Origin of the sequence: Alkalilimnicola ehrlichii (assembly GCF_003399765.1) — a bacterium.
In the GTDB taxonomy this organism is placed as follows: Bacteria; Pseudomonadota; Gammaproteobacteria; order Nitrococcales; family AK92; genus AK92.
Window position 1 is genome coordinate 55,893 of record NZ_NFZV01000012.1, and the last position, 24,273, is coordinate 80,165.

The following is a 24,273-nucleotide window of genomic DNA, read 5'->3' on the forward strand; positions in this document are numbered from 1 at the left end:
GCTAATGCAAATCGCAGGCTTATTACTGCAAACATTATAAGGACAGTCGCCGTTGTGAGCGAACTGCACTAGCACTAGTAGCCGATCGCCTTTTAGTCTGTCGGTTTAGAGGACCGCCCCGGCTCCTGGCTAGACGTGTCCTACCGGCAATGGCCGTCGCCCCTGGTAGGGGCCAGAACTGGCACTCCTTTTGGGTGTGCCCAAATCCGCCGAACCAGTAAAGCGAAAGGCAGTCGGCCATTACAACTGACTACAGTCTAAACGACGACCATGCCGTCAACCGAAACCCTTCGCTATATCGCCAAGAGACCGCAAAGCTTCCGTTAAGCAATACTAGAAGATGCAGCAGCAACGGCCACTCCCCGTTGCAGCGCGTGGACGCTGCCCGAGCACCAATCGAGGCAAAGACGCGAGTGCGAACGTCGTTTTATGAGGTCTGCAAAAAAAGCGAACCCGATTGGGTTCGCTTTTTCGAATTTCGGCCAGCCAAGACTGACCGTTGAATGCCTAGCAGGCTTTAGAACTGGTTCATCGTGTTCAAAGAACCGCCAGCTTTCAGTGCAGCTTCACCGGAGAAGTACTCCTTGTGATCGTCACCGATGTTGGAGCCGGCCATGTCCTGGTGCTTAACGCACGCCAGACCCTTGCGGATCTCCTGACGCTGAACGCCTTCCACATAAGCCAGCATACCCAGGTCGCCGAAGTAGCCTTTAGCCAGGTCGTCCGTGGACAGAGCGGCCGTGTGGTACGTCGGCAGCGTGATCAGGTGATGGAAGATACCAGCCTTGGCAGCAGCATCCTTCTGGAAGTTCTGAGTCCAGCGATCGGCTTCCGCAGCAAGCTCCGTGCTGTCGTACTCGGCGCTCATCAGCTTCTCGCGATCGTACTGGGAAACGTCCTTACCCTCGGCCTTCCAAGCGTCGAACACTTGTTGACGGAAGTTCAAGGTCCAGTTGAAGGACGGGCTGTTGTTATAAACCAGCTTAGCGTTCGGCACTTCCTTACGGATAGCGTCGACCATCTCGGCAATCTGACCAACGTGCGGCTTCTCGGTTTCGATCCAGAGCAGATCGGCGCCGTTCTGCAGGCTGGTAACACAGTCGAGAACAACGCGGTCGAAACCGGTGTCCTTGCGGAACTGATACAGGCCGTTGGGCAAACGAACCGGCTTAACCAGCTTACCGTCTTGCTTGAGAACCATGTCGCCTTCTGCAACGTCGTCAGCAGACTCAACCGGGGTCACTTCCAAGAAGGAGTTGTACTTGGAAGCCAAGTCGCCCGGCTCGTTGGAAACCGGAATCTTCTGCGTCAGGCCGGCGCCCAGGGAGTCGGTCCGCGCAACGATAACGCCGTCGTCGACACCCAGCTCCAGGAACGCGTAACGAACAGCGTTGATCTTAGCCAGGAAGTCTTCGTGCGGAACCGTCACCTTGCCGTCCTGGTGACCGCACTGCTTAGCGTCGGAAACCTGGTTTTCGATCTGGATGCAGCAGGCACCCGCTTCGATCATTTTCTTAGCCAGCAGGTAGGTAGCCTCTTCGTTACCGAAACCGGCATCGATATCGGCAATAATCGGCACTACGTGGGTCTGGAAATTGTCGATCTTATCTTGGATCGCCTTCGCAGCAGCCTCGTCACCCTTATCGCGCGCAGCGTCAAGCTCACGGAAGAGGTGGTTCAATTCCCGGGCGTCGGCTTGCTTGAGGAAGGTGTAGAGCTCTTCGATCAGCTCCGGCACGGAAGTCTTCTCGTGCATGGACTGGTCGGGCAGCGGGCCGAACTTGGAACGCAGCGCAGCAACCATCCAGCCAGAGAGGTACAGGTAGCGCTTGCTGGTCGTGCCATGATGACGCTTCACAGCGATCATCTTCTGCTGACCGACAAAGCCATGCCAGCAGCCCAGGGACTGCGTGTAGCGCGAGGAGTCCGCGTCGTACTCGGCCATGTCCTGACGCATGATCTTAGCGGTGTATCGGGCGATATCCAAACCGGTCTTGAACCGGTTCTGGGCGCGCATGCGCGCGACATACTCAGGGTTGATTGCATCCCAAGTACCGTTCTGCGCTTTGCGCAGCGCCTGTGCTGCCTCGATGTCCTTGGAGTATTGTGACATGCTAAAACCTTCTCTAGTCTTGGATTCAACAACTACGCATAAGGCGCCTGGAGTTGCACTCCCGAGTGCCCGAGTTTCGACGCGCAGCTCGTTTGCACCCAAAGGATCCTTAGATCCAGGCACTGTTCCGATAGCCATAAAGAAACTCGGTAGTAGTGCGCGGCATTCGTCGGGTGACAACGTCGCCAGCAACACCTCAGGAAGCGCTAAGCATATCCCGCGACCGAGGCGCGGTTCCGTTCCTGGTTAGGAGCGTAGTTCGGCAGGACAAGTGTTCTTACCTGCACGAGCCGCCTACCGAACCTGAGCTCTATTGAGCCCCAATTCTGTCGTCTGACGGCGGCTGGATTCTACCAATCATCCCGCTTATTGTGCAAGTGCAAAACGTCACATCCGCTTGATTCGTCGGCAGGTCGGTGCTGTTAGCGAAGCAGGCTTTAAAGCAATCTCGGTTGACCAATCCGGTTTGTAGCGGATGTAATGTGGTTGCGGGGAGGAGTCCATTCGCGCTGCTAGGCGAAGGCCAGGCAGAGCGACTCATAGAAAACTCCGCAAGAACAATAAGTTGACAGCCATTTCTCAAGAGCGCAAGGACTTGCAAGTGACCTGGTACCCACACGTGACTGTCGCCGCCATCGCCGAACGCGCCGGGCGATTCCTTTGTGTCGAAGAAACAATTCTGGGCAAGCGCGTGATAAACCAACCCGCCGGTCACCTTGAAGCCGGGGAGTCCTTCATCGAAGCGGTCCGCCGAGAAACCCTCGAAGAAACCGCCTGGGAGTTTGAGCCAGAGTACATTACCGGCATTTATCGCTGGGCGGCACCCAACAACGGCCCGACGTTCATTCGAGTAGCCTTTTATGGACGCTTAGGCCATCAACAGACAACGCGCTCGCTGGACCCCGACATCGATGCGGTGGCCTGGCTATCGGAACACGACCTCAGATCCCGTCATGCACAGCTACGCAGCCCGCTAGTCATTCGCTGCCTAGAGGATTACCTGCGCGGCTGCCGCTATCCATTGGCGCTATTGACAGATCTCGGATAATCCTGCCATTCCAAAACCATATACTGATTTATGGCGCGCGCAGCGGTACCATGGGCCGTCACAGCAAGGTTTGCATCATCGCAGCAATGCATCTCTGTTACCAAGCGCTAACGTGTTAATCTTGCACGCTCATGCAACTATCTTTATAGAGCTATGCCACAACCCCAACGCGTGATCGTCGGTATATCCGGAGGCGTGGACTCCGCCGTTGCCGCCCTATTGCTGCAGGAGCAGGGCTTCGACGTGCAAGGCCTATTCATGAAGAATTGGGAGGACGACGACACCGAAACTTACTGCAGCGCGGAAGAAGATCTAGCGGATGCCAAGCAGGTCTGCGATACCCTAGGCATTCCGTTACATCAAGCGAACTTCGCTAAAGAATACAAACAACAGGTATTCGACTACTGTTTGGAGGAATTTCGGGCCGGCCGCACGCCGAACCCGGACATTCTTTGCAATCAGCAGATTAAGTTTCGAGCTTTCCTTGATTATGCCTTGCGACTCGGTGCCGACTACGTAGCCACCGGCCACTATGTCCGGAAACGGGAAGACAGCCTTTACCGATTGCTTAAAGGGAAAGACGACAATAAAGATCAAAGCTACTTTCTCTATACGCTGGGGCAAGAGCAGCTTAAGCACGCGCTTTTTCCCTTGGGCGAGCTGGAGAAGCCTTACGTGCGGCAGCTTGCGGAAGAAGCCGGTTTCGATAATTTCGCAAAGAAGGACAGCACGGGGATATGCTTTATCGGCGAGCGCGACTTTAGGGAGTTCCTGAGCCGCTACTTGCCGCGCGAGCCGGGCGATATCGTCACCCCCGAAGGCGAGGCCATCGGCACCCATCAAGGGCTGAGCTTCTACACTATCGGTCAGCGCCAAGGTCTTGGCATCGGCGGCCGCGCCGGCGCCGAAGGCAGGCCTTGGTACGTGGTCGGCAAAGACATGCAACGCAATGCTTTGATCGTCGCTCAGGGCCACGATCATCCGCTTCTTTTGTCGGCGGGGTTAGATGCCGAACAACTTACCTGGACGGCCGATGCGCCGCCCTCCGCTCCTTTGCGCTGCAGCGCCAAAACCCGCTACCGGCAGTCGGACCAGGAGTGCGAGCTACAGCTGGAGAACGGCATTGCCCGGCTCCGTTTCGACAAGCCTCAACGCGCCGTAACGCCTGGGCAGTCTGTCGTGTTTTACTCCGGAGAGGAATGCCTCGGAGGCGGCATCATCGTGCGCGGCCATCCTTTGGACAATTAATCATGCAGAAGATATACGAGAATCAAGCACTGACCCTAGCTGCTGCACTGCAAAGTATTTTTGCGTCACCCAAGTCGCGCAGCGCGGCCATGCCAACAAGAGCGACGTAGAGCCGTGTCTTGCGGGCTTGCTGAAGGTCTACGACGGAGATCTACGCAATTTATACGGGCCACCCGAGCAATTACACAACGGGCTAAAGCAGCTTCAAGAGCAGCTGACCCGACCGAACAATCCGGTGCTTACGCGGTACTTGGTGGCCGCCATTTATCTTGAGCGACGCTTACGTAAACGCGGCGATTTAATGCGTCGACTTGGCGAGGGGCTGGAGGCGGCAAGGCGACAAGTCGATTATTTCGGCGAGAATCACCCTAACGTTATCAGCAATCTAGCGGGGCTTTATGCAGATACCGTAAGTACCCTAACCCCTCGCATCATGGTTCAAGGTAATCGGGAATACCTAGAGCAGCCCGCCAACGCAGAGATGATCCGCACGCTTTTATTAGCGGCCATTCGCTCGATCAGCCTGTGGCGCGAAGCCGGAGGCAGTCGCTGGAAACTGCTTTTCAACCGGCGCCAAATCCTGGCAGCTGCCGACCGTCTGCTAAAAGAGCGCAGCTTCGTTTAACGAACCGTAAGGGGAACCGTCGCAAAAGGCCGGCAAGGCTATGCAAACAAGAAACAAACCGCTATCTGTTGTAGTATTGAGCCGGAGTCTCCACCGGCCCGCAAGGCCTGGTCATCGGGAATGACCGCCTGAAACCATTATGGCAAAGGCTTCATACGCGGGCCCCATGAAGGATTGGGAGGTACGATGACTGACAGTTTCAATGCCCGCTCTACCCTCGAGGTCAAGGGTAAGCAGTACGAAATCTTCCGCTTCGATGGCCTGAAAAAAAATATGCAATTGACCGCCTCCCCTACTCGCTCAAGGTCCTGCTTGAAAACCTGCTCCGCACCGAAGATGGCGTAAACGTCACCAAAGACCACATTGAAGCACTGGCACAATGGGACGCCAAAGCGGCGCCGAGCACTGAGATTGCCTTTACGCCAGCGCGCGTCGTCATGCAGGACTTTACCGGCGTACCGGCCGTCGTCGATCTGGCCGCAATGCGCGATGCAATGAAAAAGCTCGGCGGCAAGCCGGAAGCCATTAACCCTCTCTCGCCCGCCGACCTCGTCATCGATCATTCGGTAATGGTCGACCATTTCGGCACGTCGCAAGCTTTGAAGCTCAATACCGATATCGAATACGAGCGCAACCAGGAACGTTACGTGTTCCTGCGCTGGGGACAAAAAGCGTTCTCCAATTTCCGCGTCGTCCCTCCCGGCACCGGCATCGTGCATCAGGTTAATATCGAATACCTGGCCAGCGTTGTGTTCTCGCGAGAAGAGAATGGCGTTCGCCGCGCCTACCCGGATACGGTAGTCGGCACCGATTCTCATACCACCATGGTTAACGGGCTCGGCGTCCTCGGCTGGGGGTTGGCGGCATCGAAGCGGAAGCGGCAATGCTTGGCCAACCGATCTCCATGCTGATACCGCAGGTAGTCGGGTTTAAGCTAACCGGCAAACTACCGGAAGGCGCCACCGCCACCGATCTCGTGCTTACTGTGACCGAAATGCTGCGCAAGCACGGCGTAGTCGGCAAGTTCGTAGAATTTTTGGCGACGGGTTGGAGCATCTGCCTCTCGCCGACCGCGCAACCATCGCCAATATGGCGCCAGAGTACGGCGCAACCTGCGGCATCTTCCCTATCGATGGCGAAACGCTGCGCTATATGGAACTCTCCGGTCGCGACGAAGAGCAACTCGCACTGGTCGAAGCCTATGCCAAAGAACTCGGCATGTGGCGCGAGAAAGGCCAGAAAGAGGCCGAATACTCTGACGTATTAGCGTTAGATCTGGGCTCGGTCGTGCCGTCTCTGGCCGGCCCTCGCCGCCCTCAGGATCGGGTCGACCTCGACAAAGTGCCGACCGCGTTCAACGACTACGTGAAGAGCTATGACGCCGATATGGCAGCGAAACAAAATCGCGCGCCACAGCCGGAGTCGATGTCACCTATAACGGCGCCGATTTCAAGCTCAAGGATGGTTCGGTCGTTATCGCGGCCATCACGTCCTGCACCAACACTTCCAACCCGGCGGTCCTATTAGCGGCCGCTTTGGTAGCGAAGAAAGCCAACGAACGCGGGATGCAAGTCAAACCTTGGGTAAAGACTTCATTCGCGCCCGGCTCTCAGGTCGTACCGACCTACTTAAAACAAGCAGGCCTGCTCGAACACTTGGAAGCGTTGAAGTTCCATGTGACCGGATTCGGCTGTACCACCTGTATCGGTAACGCGGGCCCCTTGCCGGATGAGATCGGCGCCGCGGTGCAGAAAGGCAACTTAGTCGTCGGCTCGGTATTGTCGGGCAATCGCAACTTCGAAGGTCGCATTCACGGCGACGTTCGCACCAACTGGTTAGCATCGCCACCGTTAGTCGTCGCCTACGCCCTGGCCGGCAATATGAACGTCAACTTGAGCAAAGATCCGCTGGGCAAGGATAAGGACGGCAACGATGTTTACCTGAAAGACATCTGGCCGAGCCAACGCGAGATTGCCGATGCGATGGGCAGCAATATCACGCGTGCGATGTTCCAAGCCAGCTATAGCGATGTCTTCAAAGGCGACGATAATTGGCGCAGCTTGAACGCACCGGAGAGCGAGCTGTACAGCTGGGAGAAGTCGACTTATATCGCCAACCCGCCCTACTTCGACAACATGTCTATGGAAGAGCGAGGCATTCCGGAAATCCGCGATGCTCGCTGTCTCGTTTATGTCGGCGACTCCATCACAACCGACCACATCTCTCCGGCAGGCGCCATCAAGGCGGACACCCCGGCCGGTAAGTACCTAATGGAAAACGGTGTCGAGCCGAAAGACTTCAACTCTTACGGCTCTCGTCGCGGCAACCACGACGTTATGATGCGGGGCACCTTTGCCAATGTTCGTCTTCGCAACAAGATGGCGCCAGGAACCGAAGGCGGTTATACCCGCTATCAACCGGACGACGAAGAGATGTTCATCTACGATGCGGCCATGCGGTACAAGGAGGAAGGCACACCGCTCGTCGTTCTGGCCGGCAAGGAATATGGCACCGGCTCCTCTCGCGATTGGGCGGCGAAAGGTACAATGCTGCTTGGCATTCAAGTGGTCATCGCCGAAAGCTACGAGCGGATTCACCGTTCGAATCTGGTTGGAATGGGCGTTTTGCCGCTCCAGTTTAACGGCGGTGACAGCGCGGAAGGCCTGGGGTTAACCGGCAAGGAAACCTTCACAGTCGGCAGTTTGGAAGGAAGCCCGAGCTCAGTCGCTGTGACTGCCAGCCCCGGACGGCACCGAGACTACCTTCGAAACGACCGTCCGCATCGATACGCCGAAAGAATGGGATTACTACCGCAACGGCGGCATCCTGCACTATGTGATTCGCGACCTAGCGAATAGATCGAAAGCCGCCTAGGGCGATCCGCTGTTTACCACCGAGAGCCGGGGCCAAGAAAGGCCCCGGCTTGCTTTGCGGCTAAAGAATTCCGCCATCCCGCCGATGTCAGGGGAAAGTAAGGACTCCTGATCGGCATGCATAGAATCACCCAACTCATCGCTCTCGCTTGCATCGCGTTGCCGTTTTCGGCTTTGGCAGAGACTCGTCTCTACTTAGCCCAATTCGACCGTTCGCAATGGCAAATCGTCGCAGCAGACTCGGCGTGCCATCTACGGCATGAAATCCCAGGTTTTGGCAATGCTCGGATAACGCGCAATCTCGACGGCGACTTTAGCGTCAGTCTTCTGGCCGACATACCGCCTACCACCGGCGGCGTAGCTAATGTCATCAGCCGTAATCCGGCTCATTGGCAAACAGCCGACGAACGAGAACTGCAAACCACTCGGATCGAAGCAAATCGCGAAGCCTTCCATTTCAGCCGCCACGGTGCGCAACGTATCGTGAGCGAATTAGAGCGAGGACGTATCGTTAGCCTGCGGTTCGAGGCTTGGTGGCATGACGGCACAGCGGAAGTCGCCATCTCCAACACGGGCTTTCGTAAGGCGCTTAACGAACACCGGGAATGTGTTGCCGCCTTGCACGGTAACGAGACGACAACAGCCAACGGCGATAACGAGCCGCAAGCTACCGACCCTTTACAGGTAATGGGTTACGAAGAAACTCCACTGCCGAACCTTGAAGCGAACTCCCCTTCAGAGACGAACGAAAATCCGAACCAACGCCACGAGTTCGTATTCGAAACAGCCGAGGCTCACTTAAGCAGGGAAGCCCGCGCCGAATTGCGCCGGCTTGCCGAGGAATTGCGCAACGGCGGAACCTGGGGCGAAATTGTCGCCACTGCCTATAGCGCAACCAGCGGAAGCGACCAGTTCAACCGGGAGCTTGCACGGCAGCGCGCCGAAGCGGTTAGAGATTATCTAACGCAACTTGGCATCCCCCGCAACCAACTTCGGCTACGCGCTTATATTGCCGCCTTAACCCCCGACGACGAGATCATGAATGGCGAACACCCGAGCAGCCGCCGGGTAGTTGTGACGATTCAATAGCCTTTTTCTGACTAGTTAGTAAAAACCTACTCTCAACTCCCCTCGCCTGCACACTATATTCGATGTCTCCGCCCTCACCCGGTATAATGACGGGCGAAATTTGAATTTCACGCCTTAAGAAAGCACTGAAGCATGCTCTCCCCCCTTGCCAAGCGACCTAGCTATAGGCAGACAAGGGCTGCGACACCAACTAAGGTGCGCATGAGGACCCACAGACGGGTAAGTCATGCCGGAGTTTTCTTTAAGCGTGCATGACGACGCAACATGAGACGGATGTGAGCAGATGACGAAACAGAAATTCGATACCGTCGTAATCGGAACCGGCCCTGGCGGCGAAGGCGCCGCTATGAAGCTCACCAAGGAAGGACAGCACGTCGCGATCATTGAAAAGCAACGTGAAGTCGGCGGCGGCTGTACGCACTCGGGAACGATTCCATCGAAAGCGCTCCGACATGCCGTAAAGCGGTTGATGGAATACAACACCAACCCGTTATTCCGTGAAGTCAGCGCACCCAAGCACATGTCCTTTCCTCAGGTGATGCGTTGGACGGAAACGGTCATTCAGGATCAGGTCACGCTGCGTAGCGGCTATTATCAGCGTAACGAGGTCCCCGTACTGCAAGGTCGCGCCAAGTTTCTCGATGCTCACACACTGGAGATCGAGGGCCCCAAGGGCAAGGCGAGACGAATCGAAGCCGACCACTTCATTCTCGCCACAGGTTCCCGCCCCTACCGCCCCGCCGACGTTGATTTCACCCACCCCCGCATCTTCGACAGCGACACCATTCTCTCCCTCAATCACACGCCGAGATCGATGGTCATCTACGGTGCTGGGGTCATTGGTAGCGAATACGCCTCGATTTTCCGCGGCCTGGGTGTGAAGGTCGATTTAATTAACACCCGCGAACGCTTGTTGACGTTCCTCGACGACGAAGTCTCCGATGCCCTGAGTTACCACTTACGGGAGCTGGGCGTGTTAATCCGTCACGACGAGGCCTATTCACGCGTTGAAGCCGACCCCGAAGGCGTAACCGTCCATCTGGAATCCGGCAAACGCGTTCGGCGCGACATCCTGCTCTGGGCTAATGGCCGCACCGGCAACACGCAGAACATGGGGCTGGAGGAGCTGGGGGTTCCGCCTAACGGGCGCGGACAAGTGGCCGTCAACGAAAACTTCCAAACCGAGCAGGCAAATATTTACGCGGTGGGCGACGTCGTCGGCTACCCAAGCCTCGCCAGCGCTGCCTACGATCAGGGCCGCTTTGTTGCGACCCACATCCTAAACGGTACTTGCGATTATCGTTTAGCGCAGGATATTCCTGCTGGAATCTATACGATTCCCGAAATCAGTTCGGTCGGCCGGACCGAGCGGGAGCTGACAGCGGCGAAAGTTCCCTACGAGATCGGTCACGCCTTCTTTAAGGATCTCGCACGCGGTCAGATCACCGGTCAAACCACCGGCATGTTGAAACTTCTGTTCCACACTGAGACGCTGGAACTGCTCGGCATTCATTGCTTCGGCGATCAGGCCTCGGAGATCGTCCATATCGGTCAGGCCATCATGAGTCAGCCGGGTAATGCCAACAATTTGATGTACTTCATCAATACAACGTTTAATTATCCGACCATGGCCGAGGCTTATCGCGTAGCTGCCATCAACGGATTGAATCGGTTATCTTGAGGATGTAATGACAGCAAACATGGACGCCATCGCGGTACCCGTCAGCCTATTTCTCGATTACAGCTGCCCTTTCTGCTATATCGCTAGCGAACGGCTGCTGCGCCTGCGCGAGCGTCACCGCCTGCGGATCGACTGGCGTTTTATCGAGACTCGCCCCCATATTCCTACATCGGAGCGCGCCGACGACGACTTCGGTATTAAGTCGGCGGCTCGGACAACAATAAGCGATGAGCTGCAACGGCTGATGGAAGAGGACGGCATGTCGTTTTCGCCGCCGGCTTTTAGTCCAAATACGCGACGAGCGCTACTTTTGGCGCAAGCCTGCCTGGAGCAGTTGCCAAACCGCTTTTCGGACCTTCACAGCGCTCTGTTTCGCGCTTATCTGGTGGAGGGGCGGGATATTGGCGAGCCGAGCGAGCTGGAAGCGCTCGCCTCAGAACTTGCGCTGTCCAGCCTCTTACCCGAGGCCTGGCAGGACGCTCGATACGTCAACGGCCTGCTCCGCCATGTTCAAGCCGCGCAAAAAGTAGACCTACGAGCCGTGCCGACGCTGGTGGTAGCCGGGCGCCCTTTCGCGGGCGCAGTGTCGATGGGGGTGCTTGAGCAGGCGCTCGAGGAACACGCTGATACCCTTACGGAGAAAGTATAGATGGCGCGAGTGCAACTGGAACTGCCCACCCGCTTTCGGTATTACACCGACTTGCAGGTCCGCGTCGCCGATGTAAATTACGCCCGCCATATGGGCAACGATGCGGTACTCGGCTTCATGGGCGAAGCACGGGCCCGTTTTCTAATGACCGCCGGCATACAAGAGTCGCATAATCCCGATAACTCCGGCGTTGTCATCACCGATTCGGTCATCGTCTACAAAGCCGAAGTGTTTTTCGGTGACCGCGTGCGCGTGCATCTGGAAGGCCGCGATTTCAACAAATACGGTTGCGATTTGGTCTATCTGATGGAGAATCGCGATAATGGCAAAGAACTCGCGCGCGGTAAAACCGGGATGGTATTTTTCGATTATCGAGAGAAACGAATTTTACCGCCGCCGCCGGCATTCAAAGCGCTGTTTCCCGAACATTACGCGGTTGCAGCCGCTGCCACCCGTCGCGCATGAGGTAATCACGTGAGCAAACTAAAAGACATTCCCGTAGTCACGAGCGGTGCCAAGTTCGCGACCGCCCACGGATTCACCGCTATTAAAGACGGTATTAAGCGCAGCGCCGATACCAAGCCGGTAGCACGAGGCGGGAAGCCGCGTTGGTTAAAGGCCCCTATCCCGAGCGGCGAAGCGTATCAGGACGTCAAACGTAACGTTCAACAGCACCGTTTGAGCACCGTGTGCGAGGAAGCCAAATGCCCGAATATCGGAGAATGCTGGAACAACGGAACCGCGACAATCATGCTAATGGGCTCGGTCTGCACCCGCGCCTGTCGGTTCTGCTCGGTGGACACGGGCAACCCTCGCGGCTGGATCGACCCTGAAGAACCTGCCAACACGGCCGAATCCGTCAGGCTGATGGGGCTCCGCTACATCGTACTCACGTCGGTAAATCGAGACGATTTGCCGGACGGCGGTGCTGGCCATTATGCCGAATGCGTGCGCGCGGTAAAGGCGATTAACCCCGAGACGGCCGTAGAAGCGCTTACGCCCGACTTTAAAGGTGTCCTGAAGGATGTCGAAACGGTCGTCGACTCCGGTATCGAAGTATTCGCCCAGAACGTCGAAACCGTACGTCGGCTCACTCATCCCGTACGCGATCCGCGAGCCACCTACGAACAGACGCTAGAGGTTCTCGCCCACGCCAAACGTTACCGCCCCCGTGTGTTAACCAAGACGAGCCTGATGCTCGGTTTGGGCGAAACCGATGCAGAAATCATCGAAACGTTGGAAGACTTGCGGGAAATCGGGGTGGATATCGTCACCTTCGGCCAATACCTCAGGCCGACCCCGAATCACCTGCCGGTAGAACGTTACGTCACGCCGGACGAATTCGAGCAATACCGCCAGTGGGGGTTGGATCGCGGGTTTATGGAAGTCGTCTCCGGACCGTTGGTCCGTTCCAGCTACCGTGCCGATAAGGTGTTGGACCAGAACAACTGCGGCCTATAACCTACGCCTAAAGCAGCTTGCGCTGCCGTTAAGCTAGCGGCCCGGTAGAAGAACCGACATTTTCTCGGCACCTTCTACCGGGCCAAAATAGCATCGGCGATACGCCCCAGAGGCAGTACCTGCTCCACCGCATGGAGTTCAATCGCCGCTTTGGGCATACCGAAAACGACGGACGTTTCTTCGTCCTGCGCGATAGTTGCCGCACCTGCCTGACGCATAGCCTGCAACCCGCGAGCGCCGTCGTTTCCCATCCCTGTCATGATGATGCCTAAGGCATTGCGACCGGCGCTTTCCGCAGTAGAACGAAACAAAACGTCGACGGAAGGCTTATGCCGATTAACCTTAGGCCCGTCGAAGACTTTCACATGATAACGGGCCCCGCTGCGCTTAAGCTGCACGTGTCGCCCACCTGGGGCAATCAGCACCCTTCCCGGCTGCACACGATCGCCGTCACGTGCTTCCCGTACCGTGCAGTCGCATAAACGATCCAGGCGCTCGGCAAACGCGGCGGTAAATCGCTCTGGCATGTGCTGTACAATCACAATGCCCGGACAGTCGATAGGCAAGGCTGTCAAGATGACTTCCAGCGCCCGTGTGCCGCCGGTTGAGGTACCGATTGCCACAACCTGATCGGTCGTCCCTTGCAACTTCGTACGCGGCTTGTCCGCAGCGCTACGCACTGCCGCCGCTGCCGAAGGCTTCGAAATTTGAGCCTTGAGACGCGCTTGCGAGGCCGCTTTAACGGCCTCGGCGAATTCCTTGGCAGCCCCTTGCAAGAACTCCTTCAAACCCAGTTTCGGCTTGGTCACGATGCTAATCGCTCCTAATGCGAGCGCATCGACCGTTACCTTCGCGCCGCGCTCCGTTAGCGTGGAGCAAATCACGACCGGCGTCGGTCGCTCGGCCATTAACTGCCGGAGAAAACTTAGCCCGTCCATCCTAGGCATCTCGATATCCAGCACAATGACATCCGGCCAATTATCGGCCATCTTTTGTTGAGCGAATAACGGATCCGCGGCGGCGCCGATAACGTCGATAGCGGGATCGGCAGCCAGCACGTCGGTGAGGACTCGTCGTACGACGGCAGAGTCGTCCACGATAAAAGCTTTAATTCTCTTGCTCACGCCCACCCCGATGCACGCCGTAACCCGACGTGTCTTACCCAGACTTCGCCTCTAGCGATGTCGAAAATCACATTCCGATAACCTTGGCCACCAACATGCCAAACGCTAGCGGTCAGCCCTCTGCCTCCCAACAAACAACGTGCAGCTTCTATGTTGCGCTGGGCAACCCCCATACTACCGCGGTTACGTCCCAGGAACATGTTGCCGCCGCCAAAGACCTTTATCACATAATCCTGGGGGCGGTTCGGCGCTGCTTCGCCGCCCGAACCATTAGCTCGAGTGCATCGCCTGCATAACGTGGATTCAAGTCGCTACCATCGAGGCGAGCCCTTTCCGGCAGCATAAAGTGGCACATGCCGCCGAGCCGTCGCTCCTTATGCCAAAAAGTAATGGCAACACAGGAACCGAGCGTCGTACGGAGACAAAAGTTTTCGTCGGCGAATTCGTATTCACCGGGATGGACGAAGAGATCGATGCCAGTGCCTAGGCGCACGCTCATAGCGGCCTGCGATATATCGAGGGCGTCACCCCGACCAGATCTCCTAGCATGCTTCCGTTCAAGCTCTCCGAGTGACCGATGAACAAGTACCCCCTGGAGCCAGTAAAGAACGTACCCGCGCCATCACCGCACACTTGATTTCCTGCGGAAAGTAAATCATTACGTTCCGCAGGAAGATCACATCGAAACGGCCTAGGCGCGGCAACGCCTGATTCAAGTTCAGCTGCCGAAACGTCACCCGCTCGCGCAACTCGCGCTTAACCAGAAATGTGCCCTGCTGACGCCCTTTCCCCTTCAGGCAAAAACGCCGCAAATACTCCGCCGGCACACCGTCGATGCGGTTCATTGGGTAGTGGCCGATTCTCGCCTTACGCAGGACTTCGCTATTGATATCGGTGCCTAGCACTTCCCAAGCGCGATCGCCCAGTGTGTCGGCAAGCGTCATGGCAATACTGTAGACTTCCTCGCCGCTGGAAGAGGCTGCACTCCACGCCCTGAAAGCTCGGCTACCGCGCACTCCCCCCACCGCCCGTTGACGTAAGAAATCGAAATGAGCCGGCTCACGAAAGAAATACGTCTCGTTGGTCGTGAGCGCGTCTACAACCCGTTGTCGCTCTTCCTTGTCTTCCTTGATCTGCTGGTAATAGTCGCGAAAGCTCCGGTACCCGAGCTGGCGGGCGCGTTTGCTCAAACGGCCCGCCACTAAAGCCCGCTTCGAGGGTGCAAGTCCCACCCCGGCAGTCTCGAACATGAAGCGTTGAAACAAGCGGAATTCGCTATCGCTTATGGACATCACTACCGACAGGTCGGCACGCGGTTGAGCTAGCTCAGTCACGCATGGCGCCTCCTTCTGCAAGATCCGCCAACAGGGCCATTTCATCGACGGCGAGGACCTTGGCAACACTCAACAAGATGACGAATCTACCGTCGACCTTCCCCATCCCGCTGATAAAGTCGGCGCGGATCTTCGCACCGAAGGCCGGTGGCGGCTCGATCTCCGTCGCCGGAATTTCCAGTACCTCCGAGACGGCGTCGACCATCACACCCAGTTCCTGCAAGCTGCCTTCATACTCGACTTCAAAGACAACGATACAGGTTCGGCGGGCGACTTCCGTCGCCCCCGCCCGAAACGGGCGCTAAGGTCGATGACCGGCACGACGCTGCCGCGGAGATTAATGACCCCTCTGACGAAAGAGGGCATCATCGGCACCGTGGTTACATTGTGGTATTCGATGATTTCTCGCACTTGCCGAATACCTGCACCGAACATCTCGTCGCCGAGAACGAACGTCAAATACTGCTCGATATCGGAATCGGCTGATCCTACAGCTTTCGTTAGCTCCCCCATGGCCCACCTCCTAGAAGCGTTCGAACTCGGCCTCGTCAGGCTCTTCGTCCAGCATGGGCTGGCGACGGCTTACGCTACGGCTGTTAACAGTCGAATAATTGCCACCCTGAGCGCTACGCGTCCCTTTGCCGTTGGAAACCCCGCTTTCTTGACGCAAAGCCGCCACTTGGTCGTCCAGCTTGAAGAAGCGCATCAGCTCCTGTAATTGCTCAGCCTGGGCGCTCATTTCCTCTGCCGTCGCCGACAGCTCTTCGGACGAAGAGGCATTCTGTTGGGTTAGCTGGTTAAGCTGCTCCATCGAGGTGTTGATCTGCTCGACGCCGGCGGATTGCTCTTCCGAACTGGCGGCAATTTCCTGAACGAGGTCAGCCGCTTTTTGGATCGACGGCACAATAGAACTCAGCAGCTCACCCGCCTTCACCGCCAAATCGACGCTGGAGCCGGCCACTTCTCCGATTTCTTGCGCGGCGACCTGGCTACGCTCGGCAAGTTTGCGGACTTCGGCAGCGACCACCGCAAAGCCTTTGCCGTGCTCGCCGGCACGCGCGGCCTCAATGGCGGCATTTAACGCTAAGAGGTTGGTTTGATAGGCAATATCGTCGATGATCGAAATCTTCTCGGCGATATTCTTCATAGCGGCAACCGTCTGCTCGACCGCCTGGCCGCCTTCGGCTGCATCCTGTGCCGCCTTGGTCGCGGTACTATCGGTAACCTTGGCGTTTTCCGTGTTTTGATTGATCGAGCTGGTCATTTCCTCCATCGACGAGGAGGTTTCTTCGACACTCGCCGCCTGCTCGCTGGAAGCCTGCGACAGCGATTGGCTGGTCGCGCTCACCTCTTCTGAGGCACTGGCCAAACTGTCGGAGGCACTGCGCACCTCGCCGATGACTTGCTTCAACTTCTCGGTCATCTGCCGCATCGACAGCAGCATAGCTCCGATTTCGTCCTTGCGGTCCGATTCGATCTCGACCATCAAGTCCCCACCGGCTAACTGCTCGGCCACATCGCGGGCGTTGTTAACGGGAACAGTGATACTCCGCGTCACGGCATACGACAGACTGCTGGCGATGATGATCGCCAATACCGCTAAGCTACTCATGACCGTAACGGACTGGCGGTACTCTCTCCGTACCTCCGCCGCCCCGGCATCCATAAGCTCTTCTTGGTAAGCGAGAAGATCCTCCAAGGCTGCGAAATAGGCAATTTGGGCGTCACGCACCTCGTTGGTGAGTGCGGCGACAAAGCGCTCTTGATCGTTCGCGGCAACCAGGCGTAAATAACGCGCAATCTGCGCATCGAAATCATCGCGACCACGAGTAATCCGGTCATAGATCCGGCGTCCCCGATCGGTGTACAAACGTTGCTGAAGCTCCTCCAAATGGAGCGCAGTCCTGTTTTGCGACTCCCCGATTCGACGCCCCATACCTTCCCGGTCGGCACCGGTGGGCATCATAGGTATGGCACGTGATAGTCGCGAAACCTCATTGGCTTCATGCAGCATCTCGTTGGTGATCTGCGTGTTGGGGTAGATCCTGTCGACGATCATCTCGACGTCTTCGTTAAAGTTATTCAGCGCGATAAAGGCAACCAGCACTATCACTGCCAGTAATGTGGTAAGCGCACCGAAGCCGATACCCAGCTTAACGCCGATCCGCAAGTTCTTTAGCATGACCTCCCCCTTTAGGAAGCAAGAGCAAAATTAATCAATTATTCCAATGCATTATGCTTTGGCCGTTCGTGCCTCCTGCTCCGCCGCCCGTTGGGTTAGCGCCGGCACATCCAGAATCAAGGCAACCTCCCCGCTACCCAGGATGGTTGAACCACTAATGGCTCCCAGGTTCGAGAACAGCTTACCCAACGGTTTTATAACGGTTTGGTATTCGCCTAATAGACTGTCCACGATGAGTCCCGCTTTATGCGGCCCATGCCTGACGACGACGATGTTCTCCCGCCGGCCCGCTTCGCCGGCCAAGCCGAAATAGTCGCGTAGCCGAATAAACGGCAAGACTTCTCCCCGCAGATTAACGAAACTACGCTGCCGGCTTTCAGCCCGTTGCGCCGGTGTTAGTTCCACGCACTCGACAACGCTCTCCAGCGGCACAACGTAGCGGGACTCGCCGATGCCGGTCAGGAACCCGTCGATGATTGCCAACGTAAGCGGCAAACGAATGCGCATAACCGTGCCCTGACCAAATTCCGACTCGACTTCAACGCTACCGCGCAGGGCTTCGATGTTACGGCGAACGACATCCATTCCGACACCGCGGCCCGATAAGTTCGTCACCTGTTCGGCGGTGGAAAAGCCCGGTTCGAAAATCAACTGATAGGTTTCTTGAGCGGTCAGCCCCTCGGCACTTTGGATGACTCCCCGTTCCAGCGCCTTGGCCAAGATCTTGTCGCGGTTGAGGCCACCGCCGTCGTCCTTAACTTCGATAACGATACTTCCCGCCTCGTGGTAAGCATCGAGATGCACCGTTCCCTCGACCGGCTTGCCGGCTGCCGTTCGCACCTCCGCCGCCTCAATACCATGATCGACGGCGTTACGAACCATGTGCGTTAAGGGGTCGGCGATCCGCTCGACCATGGTTTTATCCAATTCCGCATCTGCGCCACTGATTTCCAGCCGAATATCTTTGCCCAGCTCCTGCGATGCATCGCGAACGACACGCTTAAAGCGTTGGAAGGTTTCGCCGATCGGCACCATACGCAGCTCGAGCGAGCCGTCGCGAATCTCCTCAACCAGGTTGGAAACCGCTGCAATAGCTTCCCGAGTTTGTGTATCGCCGTTTCGCTGCGCGGTCAGGTTGGCCGCCGCACTGGCTATCACCAACTCGCCAACCAGATTAATCAGGTTGTCCAGCTTATCGGCCTGAACTCGTACATACTGATTTGCCTGAGCCCGGGCATCGCGCGTCTGCTTTTGTTTGCTCAGCGCCGCATTCACCACGTCAGGCGAAACGGCGCCGGATTCGACCAAGACCTCGCCGATACGCGCCTTAGGCACAGCATCATCCCCGGCGAGCAGCGCTTGAGCGTTAAGCCCCTCCTCCAGTTCGGCCCGTGTTAGCGCGCCGCTGGCAATCAGCATTTCACCGAGTTTGTAGTCTTCTTCTGGCAGATTCTGGATAAGATCGATGTACTCAGCCAACCGAGCATCGGGCGCTAAGATGCGAAGCTCGCAATCCTCGCGGACGAACTCAAAGACTTCTTCGATCGCCGCTTTGCTCGTGGCCGCCTGGAGGTCGATTTCAAACCCCAGATAGCAGGCTTCCGGGTCAAACTCGCGGGCGGGCGGCAAGTGCTCCGTGATCGTGCAGACATAGGCGAGTTCGCCGAGCTTGCCGAGGTAGCGAATAAAACTAAGCGGCTCCATGCCATGACGGAGCACATCCGGGCTAAAGCGCACGGATATGTGCCAGCTATCAGTTTCCTTACCCGCCGCAGGCGCTGCTTGTTCGTCACCGGCATTAGCCGAGCCGGCGTTTTCCTCATCGTCCTCGCCTTGATAAGGCGCCAGTTGGAGGATAATACCGTTGCCGATCTTGCATATGTCTGCGCCGATATCGGCAGCATCGAGATCAATCAATGTCGCGATATGATCCCGGCACTGAAACAATAAGCCGGATAAGGTCGTATCGAACTCGATCAAACCGTCGCGCAGGCGATCCAAGACATTTTCGACGGCATGGGCGAACTCCACTACATGGTCGAAACCGAACAAACCGGCAGAACCCTTAATGGTATGAACGCAGCGGAACAACGCGCTGAGCTGCTCCGGATCGCCGGCATCTTCTTCCAGTTCGAGTAAAAGCCGCTCCATCTGCTCCAACATGTCCACGCTTTCCGCGAGGAAGGTATCAAGCAAATCATCTTGATCCATGAGGAACCTCCGAAACCGGCTCGGCCGGGAGCACGAGCGGATCGCCGAACGCCTGCGATAGGTTAAGCAGCCCAATAACGTTAAGCAGCTCCTCGCTGTGATTAACGAGTGTTAGCGATACGTCCCGCTCGGCCGCCTCGCGCTTGAGCATCAGAAGAAGTTGGAGGCCCGCGGTATCCACCTCTTGGACCCCAGCCAAATCAAGCTCTAGGGCGTCTCCCTCCTTTAACATCGACAACAACCGAGGCTTTAACTGTTCGGCATGAAATACGCAAAGTTCGCCAATAAAGCGGAACTTGCCAGCTTCCGACGGTACGAGCTCAAAACCCATGGCTTAGCGCCTCTTCGTCAGCTAATTAGCTTATCGACTGCCGCCAGCATTTGATCGGGCCGGAACGGTTTAACAACCCAAGCTTTGGCACCGGCGGCTTGGCCCTCGGCCTTCTTTGCTTCGGCGGACTCCGTGGTCAGCATAATGACGGGCGTAAACTTATACTCTGGCTTCTGTTTCACGGCTTTCAGAAACTCGATGCCGTCCATCACGGGCATATTGACGTCGGAAATAATCAAATGAACCCGCTGCCCGCCGAGTTTGTTCAAGGCGTCCTGACCGTCGCAAGCATCGACGACGTTATAGCCGGCACCTTTCAGAGCAACGGAGACTACCTGTCGGATCGAAACCGAGTCGTCAACTACCATTACCGTTTTGGCCATGCATCCCCCCTTGGGTAGAGACCTAAATTAGAAGAAAGTGATATCGCCCTCGTCGGATTCCTTGCGCACATCGCCGGCGTGAGCGGTGCGCTCGTCCGCCATTGCATAATCCTTCTCGAGCTCTTGCAGGAGGCGGGCGACCTCCACCGGGCGGGCTACGTCCACCGAGTCCACCAACTCGTCGAGATGTACGGCGGTGCGGCCGATGCTGTCTCTCACGTGACAAAGAATTTGGCTGGTACGATCCTGAAACTGTAGTTTTACCAGCGCCGCACTGATGCGGTTCTGAATATGGCCGTTGGTATCGTTAAGGCGGCGTCCGGCGTCGGTCAGATTTTCCGCCACGTTACGGAATTCTTCTAAGACAGCGGTAATCGCCTGTTCGGAGTACTTAACCGATTCTTGCTGCTCGCCGGTATCCCGCGCCGAGTCGCACGCTTTGCGGATCGCCTCGGAAATCTCCTCGACTTTCTCGGCGATCGAGCGACCGGACTCGCCGGAGCGTTGCGACAACGCCCGAACTTCGGAGGCAACGACAGCGAAGCCTCTCCCTTGCTCGCCGGCGCGCGCAGCCTCAATGGAAGCGTTAAGCGCTAGCAAGTTGGTTTGCTCGGCGACACCTGCCACCTCGTCGGCCATCGCATTCAACTCTTTGATGTAACTACCGAGATGCTCGATTCGCTCAAGCTGGACCCGCTGCTCTTCTAAAGCGGCTTCAAGGCGCCGCACAACCTCGTTTAAGCGCTGCTCGCTACGCTGGAACAAACGGCCAAACCCGCTTTCGTCGGTCACCACACCAGAGAACACCTCGGTCGCCTCGCCCAGGTTGGCGACCATTTCGGTGAACTCCCCCATCAGACCGCCAACAGCCTCTTCCGTCTGATAGCGGGCATTCTCTACTTGCCGCTGCCACACCGGAAAAAGATCGCTTGCCAGACCTGCAAGACTCGGCCGGTAAACCTGCTCGGCCCAATGCTCGCTCAACTCTGCATGGAGCGCTTCGCGCTGCTCGCGCTCGCTCGATTCAACGACGCGCCTAAATCTTCTTTGCGCCCACGCAATAGCAAGCATTCCCACCACCACGGGAACTCCGACAACCCAAGGCGCCGCCAGCAACAAACCTGCGCTGCCAATGACGAGGGGAAGATACGGCGTTTTCATACAGGCCCTAAGGGCATCTTGGTCAACCAACCCCATCCGACTCCTACGTATTCGCTCGCGGCCTGACAACCGACCTCTCGCGCGTCGGTTCATTCTCAAAACATCGGCCAACGCTTGACGCGACTTGAACCAAAACGAGACCTTGTTCACAATCACGGGCTTTATCGCCCCAGGCGTGACTGACGCGCGCGGAACGACAACTACCGTCGTGAACTCGCACAAGGTCGCCAAGCCCACGTATGACTTAAAATAAAGTGCGTAGCTGCGCCCGGAGCAGACGCACACCGCGCTGCCTTAAACTCGGCAGCCAGGGCAGCTTCTAAACTATTTGGGTAGGAAAATAAGCCCTTCCGGATTCAGGAGGGCTAAGGCAGGAGCAAGCGCATAGCTTGCTATAAGACTATGCTCTTGCTGGCCTTTTTATACTCGACTTGCCACCCGCTCCAAGCGGGTAGCTCCCAACGGCGAGGGCCATCCTTGCGACGGCCGCCGAGGTATTCCAGCGTGACACGGCGCCGCCGTAGCTGATACGACACTTTAAGCTCTAGATCGCTTAAGGAGATTCGGCGGGGATAATGCTCATCGAAGCGCGCTCGTTCCCAGTCAGGGATACCCTCGAAGCGAAGATCCTCAGGCTCGATCAGCTCCATGTCGGCCGCTCGATCCACACCTAGCGCCCGTAAACGCTCTTGTAACCATAGCAAAGGCTCCGGCACCTCTCCCTCGCCTTCTCCGAGGCGGCAGTAAAGCTCCCACGCCTCCAGATCGTCCTGCAAGCGGGAACCTGCCGGCGGTAGCAACTCCCCGACAAGAATATGCTTTGCTAGCGCCGCTCGCGCTTGCTCGCCGACAGGTTCGATCCATGTCTCCCCCAATTCTCGTCCGGAAAAACGCAACACCTGCCGGACCCGCAGCCCGTCCTCATCGAGCCGGCTCTCCGCCTCAACCCGCTCGCCGAGCCCTAAGCTAGGGAGTAAACCGATGGGAAGCGGCGCCAAGCATGTGCCCAGGGTCATTGTCTCCCGCGTACCGCGTCCAGGCACGCTATAAGTGTCGAATACCAGTGCGGCTTCGTCCGCCATCGTGAGCAGGGAACGCTCGCCGAGCTTCAATTCGCCACTGCCATTGGCAAATGCCTGCCGCCGTTTCTCGCGCCGGACGAACACCATGTTCGGCGCCGCCTCGGCGGCATGAGCGAACGCCGTCTCCGCCTCGCCATTCAATCCTTGAGGCATCACCGGCAAACCCAGCAGATCGCGCAACTGCGACGCCACATGCCGCGCCTCGTCACGCACACGTTTATGAACGTCGATATCGACCAGATCGAGGCCGCGTATAGCAGCGACCAACAAGGTCGCATCGCAGCGCCTACCCAGGCTGTCGCAGAGCCGAGCCCTTAATGCGGGATCTTTGGGAGGAGTAGCCAAGCTCTGGCGAACGGATAAAGCGGCCACGAGGTCGGCCATAAAACCTTTACTTTCCGGCGTTGGCATCGCCGAGATTAAGTGCGCAAGTGCCGTATCGACCGGAAGCGCAAACAACCCTCGCCCCCGTTCGGTAATCTCTCCCGCCTCATCCAACGCGCCGAACGCGCACAATAAGGACTGTGCCGCGTACAGGCTTTGCTCAGGCAAGGGTTCAGGAAACGACAACGCTTCCGGACGATAACCGGCAACTGCCGCTGCCAGCGTGAAATCGGTAAGGTCTTCGCGTTGTACTTCCGGCGGCGCACTTTGTGCAAGCGGCGCGGCGTGCCCCCACAACCGGACGCAAAGCCCCGGCGCTGTGCGTCCGCCCGCCCTCTACGTTGTTCTGCGCTTACTGTCGCGATGGGCGCTAGCGTCAACACCGTTCGCCCGTTGCGCCGTTGAGTACGCCGTTCCAACCCACTATCGATGACCGCCGTGACGCCAGGCACCGTCAAAGAGGTTTCGGCAATATTCGTCGCCAAAACAACCCGCTGTTTGCCATCGGCCTGCAAGGCGCGTTGCTGCTCTTCAATGGGTGCGGAACCATGCAAAGCAACGGCTTCCCCCACAAGGCTCCGAAGCCGTTGTTGAACAGCTCGAATTTCCCCCCGCCCCGGCAAAAAACCAACAGGTGGCCTTCCGTCTCGCCGGCGACTGCCAACACCGTGCTGACCACGCGCTCGACCAAATCCTTACCGGTCGGCATCGTTAAGGCATGCTGCTCGGCGTAACGCACCTCAACGGGATAAGCCTGGGCCTGTACCGATAGATGAGTAGCACGCAAATAGTCGGCTAAGCCCACGCCGTCAAGCGTGGCAGAGGTCAGTACTAAACGATAACGCCCTTGCTCGAGTAGCAACGCGAGCAACAGATCGGTATCCCAACGGCGCTCATGGAACTCATCGATAATAATGCTAGCGAAGCGATCTAATCGCCCGTCGGCCAACCAGTTCAATGCAATCCCTGGCGTCACAAAAACGATCTCGCTGGCAGGGCCGACACAATGATCGAAGCGAACTGCGTAGCCGACCCGGTCACCGCAACCATCCTCCGCCAACGTATCCGCTACGTAAGCGGCCAAGCTGACGGCGGCTAAGCGCCGCGGCTCAACTACAAGCACAGGACCATGCTCCGCAGCCCAAACGGGCAACCGGGTCGATTTCCCGGTTCCAGTCGCCGCTGTCACCACCACATGGCCTGCCGCCAGAGCGGAGCCAAAAGACTGACGTAAAGATTCAACGGGAAGTGTCGTCACTACGCTACTTACTGTTCGATCGCCTCAACGCGTCGA

The 24,273-nt window shown here is 57.3% G+C and carries 18 protein-coding genes and 4 pseudogenes; 9 read left to right on the plus strand and 13 right to left on the minus strand.

Going from position 1 to position 24,273, the window contains the following annotated elements; all coding sequences use genetic code 11:
* Positions 1-517: 517 nt before the first annotated feature.
* Complete coding sequence (locus tag CAI21_RS12485) at positions 518-2,113, minus strand: isocitrate lyase (RefSeq protein WP_116302597.1); 1,596 nt, start codon at positions 2,111-2,113, stop codon at positions 518-520.
* Positions 2,114-2,714: 601 nt separating this feature from the next.
* Between CAI21_RS12485 and CAI21_RS12490 the strand changes: the two genes are divergently transcribed.
* From CAI21_RS12490 to lipA, 9 genes and pseudogenes are all read left to right on the plus strand, one after another.
* The gene (locus tag CAI21_RS12490) at positions 2,715-3,161 is read left to right on the plus strand and encodes an NUDIX hydrolase (protein ID WP_116302657.1); all 447 of its coding nucleotides are present in this window, start codon (positions 2,715-2,717) and stop codon (positions 3,159-3,161) included.
* Positions 3,162-3,314: 153 nt separating this feature from the next.
* Entirely contained in the window at positions 3,315-4,409 is a 1,095-nt protein-coding gene (mnmA, locus tag CAI21_RS12495) for a tRNA 2-thiouridine(34) synthase MnmA (RefSeq protein WP_116302598.1), read from the plus strand.
* A 13-nt stretch (positions 4,410-4,422) separates the two neighbouring features.
* Positions 4,423-5,034 carry a high frequency lysogenization protein HflD gene (gene hflD, locus CAI21_RS12500; RefSeq protein WP_258867989.1) on the plus strand — a complete coding sequence of 204 codons (612 nt, stop codon included), beginning with the start codon at positions 4,423-4,425 and terminating at the stop codon, positions 5,032-5,034.
* A 186-nt stretch (positions 5,035-5,220) separates the two neighbouring features.
* A pseudogene (gene acnA, locus CAI21_RS12505) lies at positions 5,221-7,908 on the plus strand (aconitate hydratase AcnA).
* Positions 7,909-8,024: 116 nt separating this feature from the next.
* Positions 8,025-8,996, plus strand: a complete 972-nt coding sequence (locus tag CAI21_RS12510; protein WP_116302600.1) for an OmpA family protein — start codon at positions 8,025-8,027, stop codon at positions 8,994-8,996.
* Between the two features lie 283 nt (positions 8,997-9,279).
* A complete protein-coding gene (gene sthA / locus CAI21_RS12515) occupies positions 9,280-10,677 on the plus strand; it encodes a Si-specific NAD(P)(+) transhydrogenase (protein ID WP_116302601.1) in 1,398 nt (465 codons plus the stop codon).
* Between the two features lie 7 nt (positions 10,678-10,684).
* Positions 10,685-11,326 (plus strand): DsbA family oxidoreductase, encoded by a 642-nt coding sequence (locus tag CAI21_RS12520; protein ID WP_116302602.1) that lies wholly within the window; start codon positions 10,685-10,687, stop codon positions 11,324-11,326.
* Positions 11,327-11,791 carry an acyl-CoA thioesterase gene (locus tag CAI21_RS12525; protein ID WP_116302603.1) on the plus strand — a complete coding sequence of 155 codons (465 nt, stop codon included), beginning with the start codon at positions 11,327-11,329 and terminating at the stop codon, positions 11,789-11,791.
* Between the two features lie 9 nt (positions 11,792-11,800).
* Entirely contained in the window at positions 11,801-12,787 is a 987-nt protein-coding gene (gene lipA, locus CAI21_RS12530) for a lipoyl synthase (protein WP_116302604.1), read from the plus strand.
* 74 nt (positions 12,788-12,861) lie between these two features.
* On the opposite strand, the gene CAI21_RS12535 is transcribed toward lipA, so the two are convergent.
* The 12 genes and pseudogenes from CAI21_RS12535 to CAI21_RS25635 form a co-directional block, all read right to left on the minus strand.
* Positions 12,862-13,911 (minus strand): protein-glutamate methylesterase/protein-glutamine glutaminase, encoded by a 1,050-nt coding sequence (locus CAI21_RS12535; protein WP_116302658.1) that lies wholly within the window; start codon positions 13,909-13,911, stop codon positions 12,862-12,864.
* Positions 13,908-14,141: pseudogene (locus CAI21_RS25975) on the minus strand (hypothetical protein); the annotation flags it as partial. The gene CAI21_RS12535 and the pseudogene CAI21_RS25975, both read right to left, overlap by 4 nt.
* Before the next feature lie 327 nt (positions 14,142-14,468).
* Positions 14,469-15,245 carry a CheR family methyltransferase gene (locus CAI21_RS12550; RefSeq protein ID WP_258867977.1) on the minus strand — a complete coding sequence of 259 codons (777 nt, stop codon included), beginning with the start codon at positions 15,243-15,245 and terminating at the stop codon, positions 14,469-14,471.
* Positions 15,238-15,758: pseudogene (locus CAI21_RS25980) on the minus strand (chemotaxis protein CheW). The gene CAI21_RS12550 and the pseudogene CAI21_RS25980 overlap by 8 nt, the downstream one beginning before the upstream one ends.
* A 10-nt stretch (positions 15,759-15,768) precedes the next feature.
* Positions 15,769-17,427, minus strand: coding sequence for a methyl-accepting chemotaxis protein (locus CAI21_RS12560; protein WP_116302607.1), 1,659 nt, complete (start codon positions 17,425-17,427; stop codon positions 15,769-15,771).
* Positions 17,428-17,478: 51 nt separating this feature from the next.
* Positions 17,479-19,638, minus strand: coding sequence for a chemotaxis protein CheA (locus CAI21_RS12565; RefSeq protein WP_116302608.1), 2,160 nt, complete (start codon positions 19,636-19,638; stop codon positions 17,479-17,481).
* Complete coding sequence (locus tag CAI21_RS12570; RefSeq protein ID WP_116302609.1) at positions 19,625-19,969, minus strand: STAS domain-containing protein; 345 nt, start codon at positions 19,967-19,969, stop codon at positions 19,625-19,627. Before CAI21_RS12570 ends, CAI21_RS12565 begins: the two co-directional genes overlap by 14 nt.
* Before the next feature lie 17 nt (positions 19,970-19,986).
* Positions 19,987-20,352, minus strand: coding sequence for a response regulator (locus CAI21_RS12575; RefSeq protein WP_116302610.1), 366 nt, complete (start codon positions 20,350-20,352; stop codon positions 19,987-19,989).
* A 27-nt stretch (positions 20,353-20,379) separates the two neighbouring features.
* The gene (locus tag CAI21_RS12580; RefSeq protein ID WP_181919405.1) at positions 20,380-21,543 is read right to left on the minus strand and encodes a methyl-accepting chemotaxis protein; all 1,164 of its coding nucleotides are present in this window, start codon (positions 21,541-21,543) and stop codon (positions 20,380-20,382) included.
* A gap of 362 nt (positions 21,544-21,905) precedes the next feature.
* Positions 21,906-23,276, minus strand: a complete 1,371-nt coding sequence (locus CAI21_RS25625) for a DEAD/DEAH box helicase (protein WP_309544639.1) — start codon at positions 23,274-23,276, stop codon at positions 21,906-21,908.
* Positions 23,277-23,365: 89 nt separating this feature from the next.
* Positions 23,366-23,494, minus strand: a pseudogene (locus CAI21_RS25630) (helicase-related protein); the annotation flags it as partial.
* On the minus strand, positions 23,434-24,237 hold the full coding sequence (locus CAI21_RS25635; protein ID WP_309544638.1) for a DEAD/DEAH box helicase: 804 nt from the start codon (positions 24,235-24,237) through the stop codon (positions 23,434-23,436). The pseudogene CAI21_RS25630 and the gene CAI21_RS25635, both read right to left, overlap by 61 nt.
* Between the last annotated feature and the right edge of the window lie 36 nt (positions 24,238-24,273).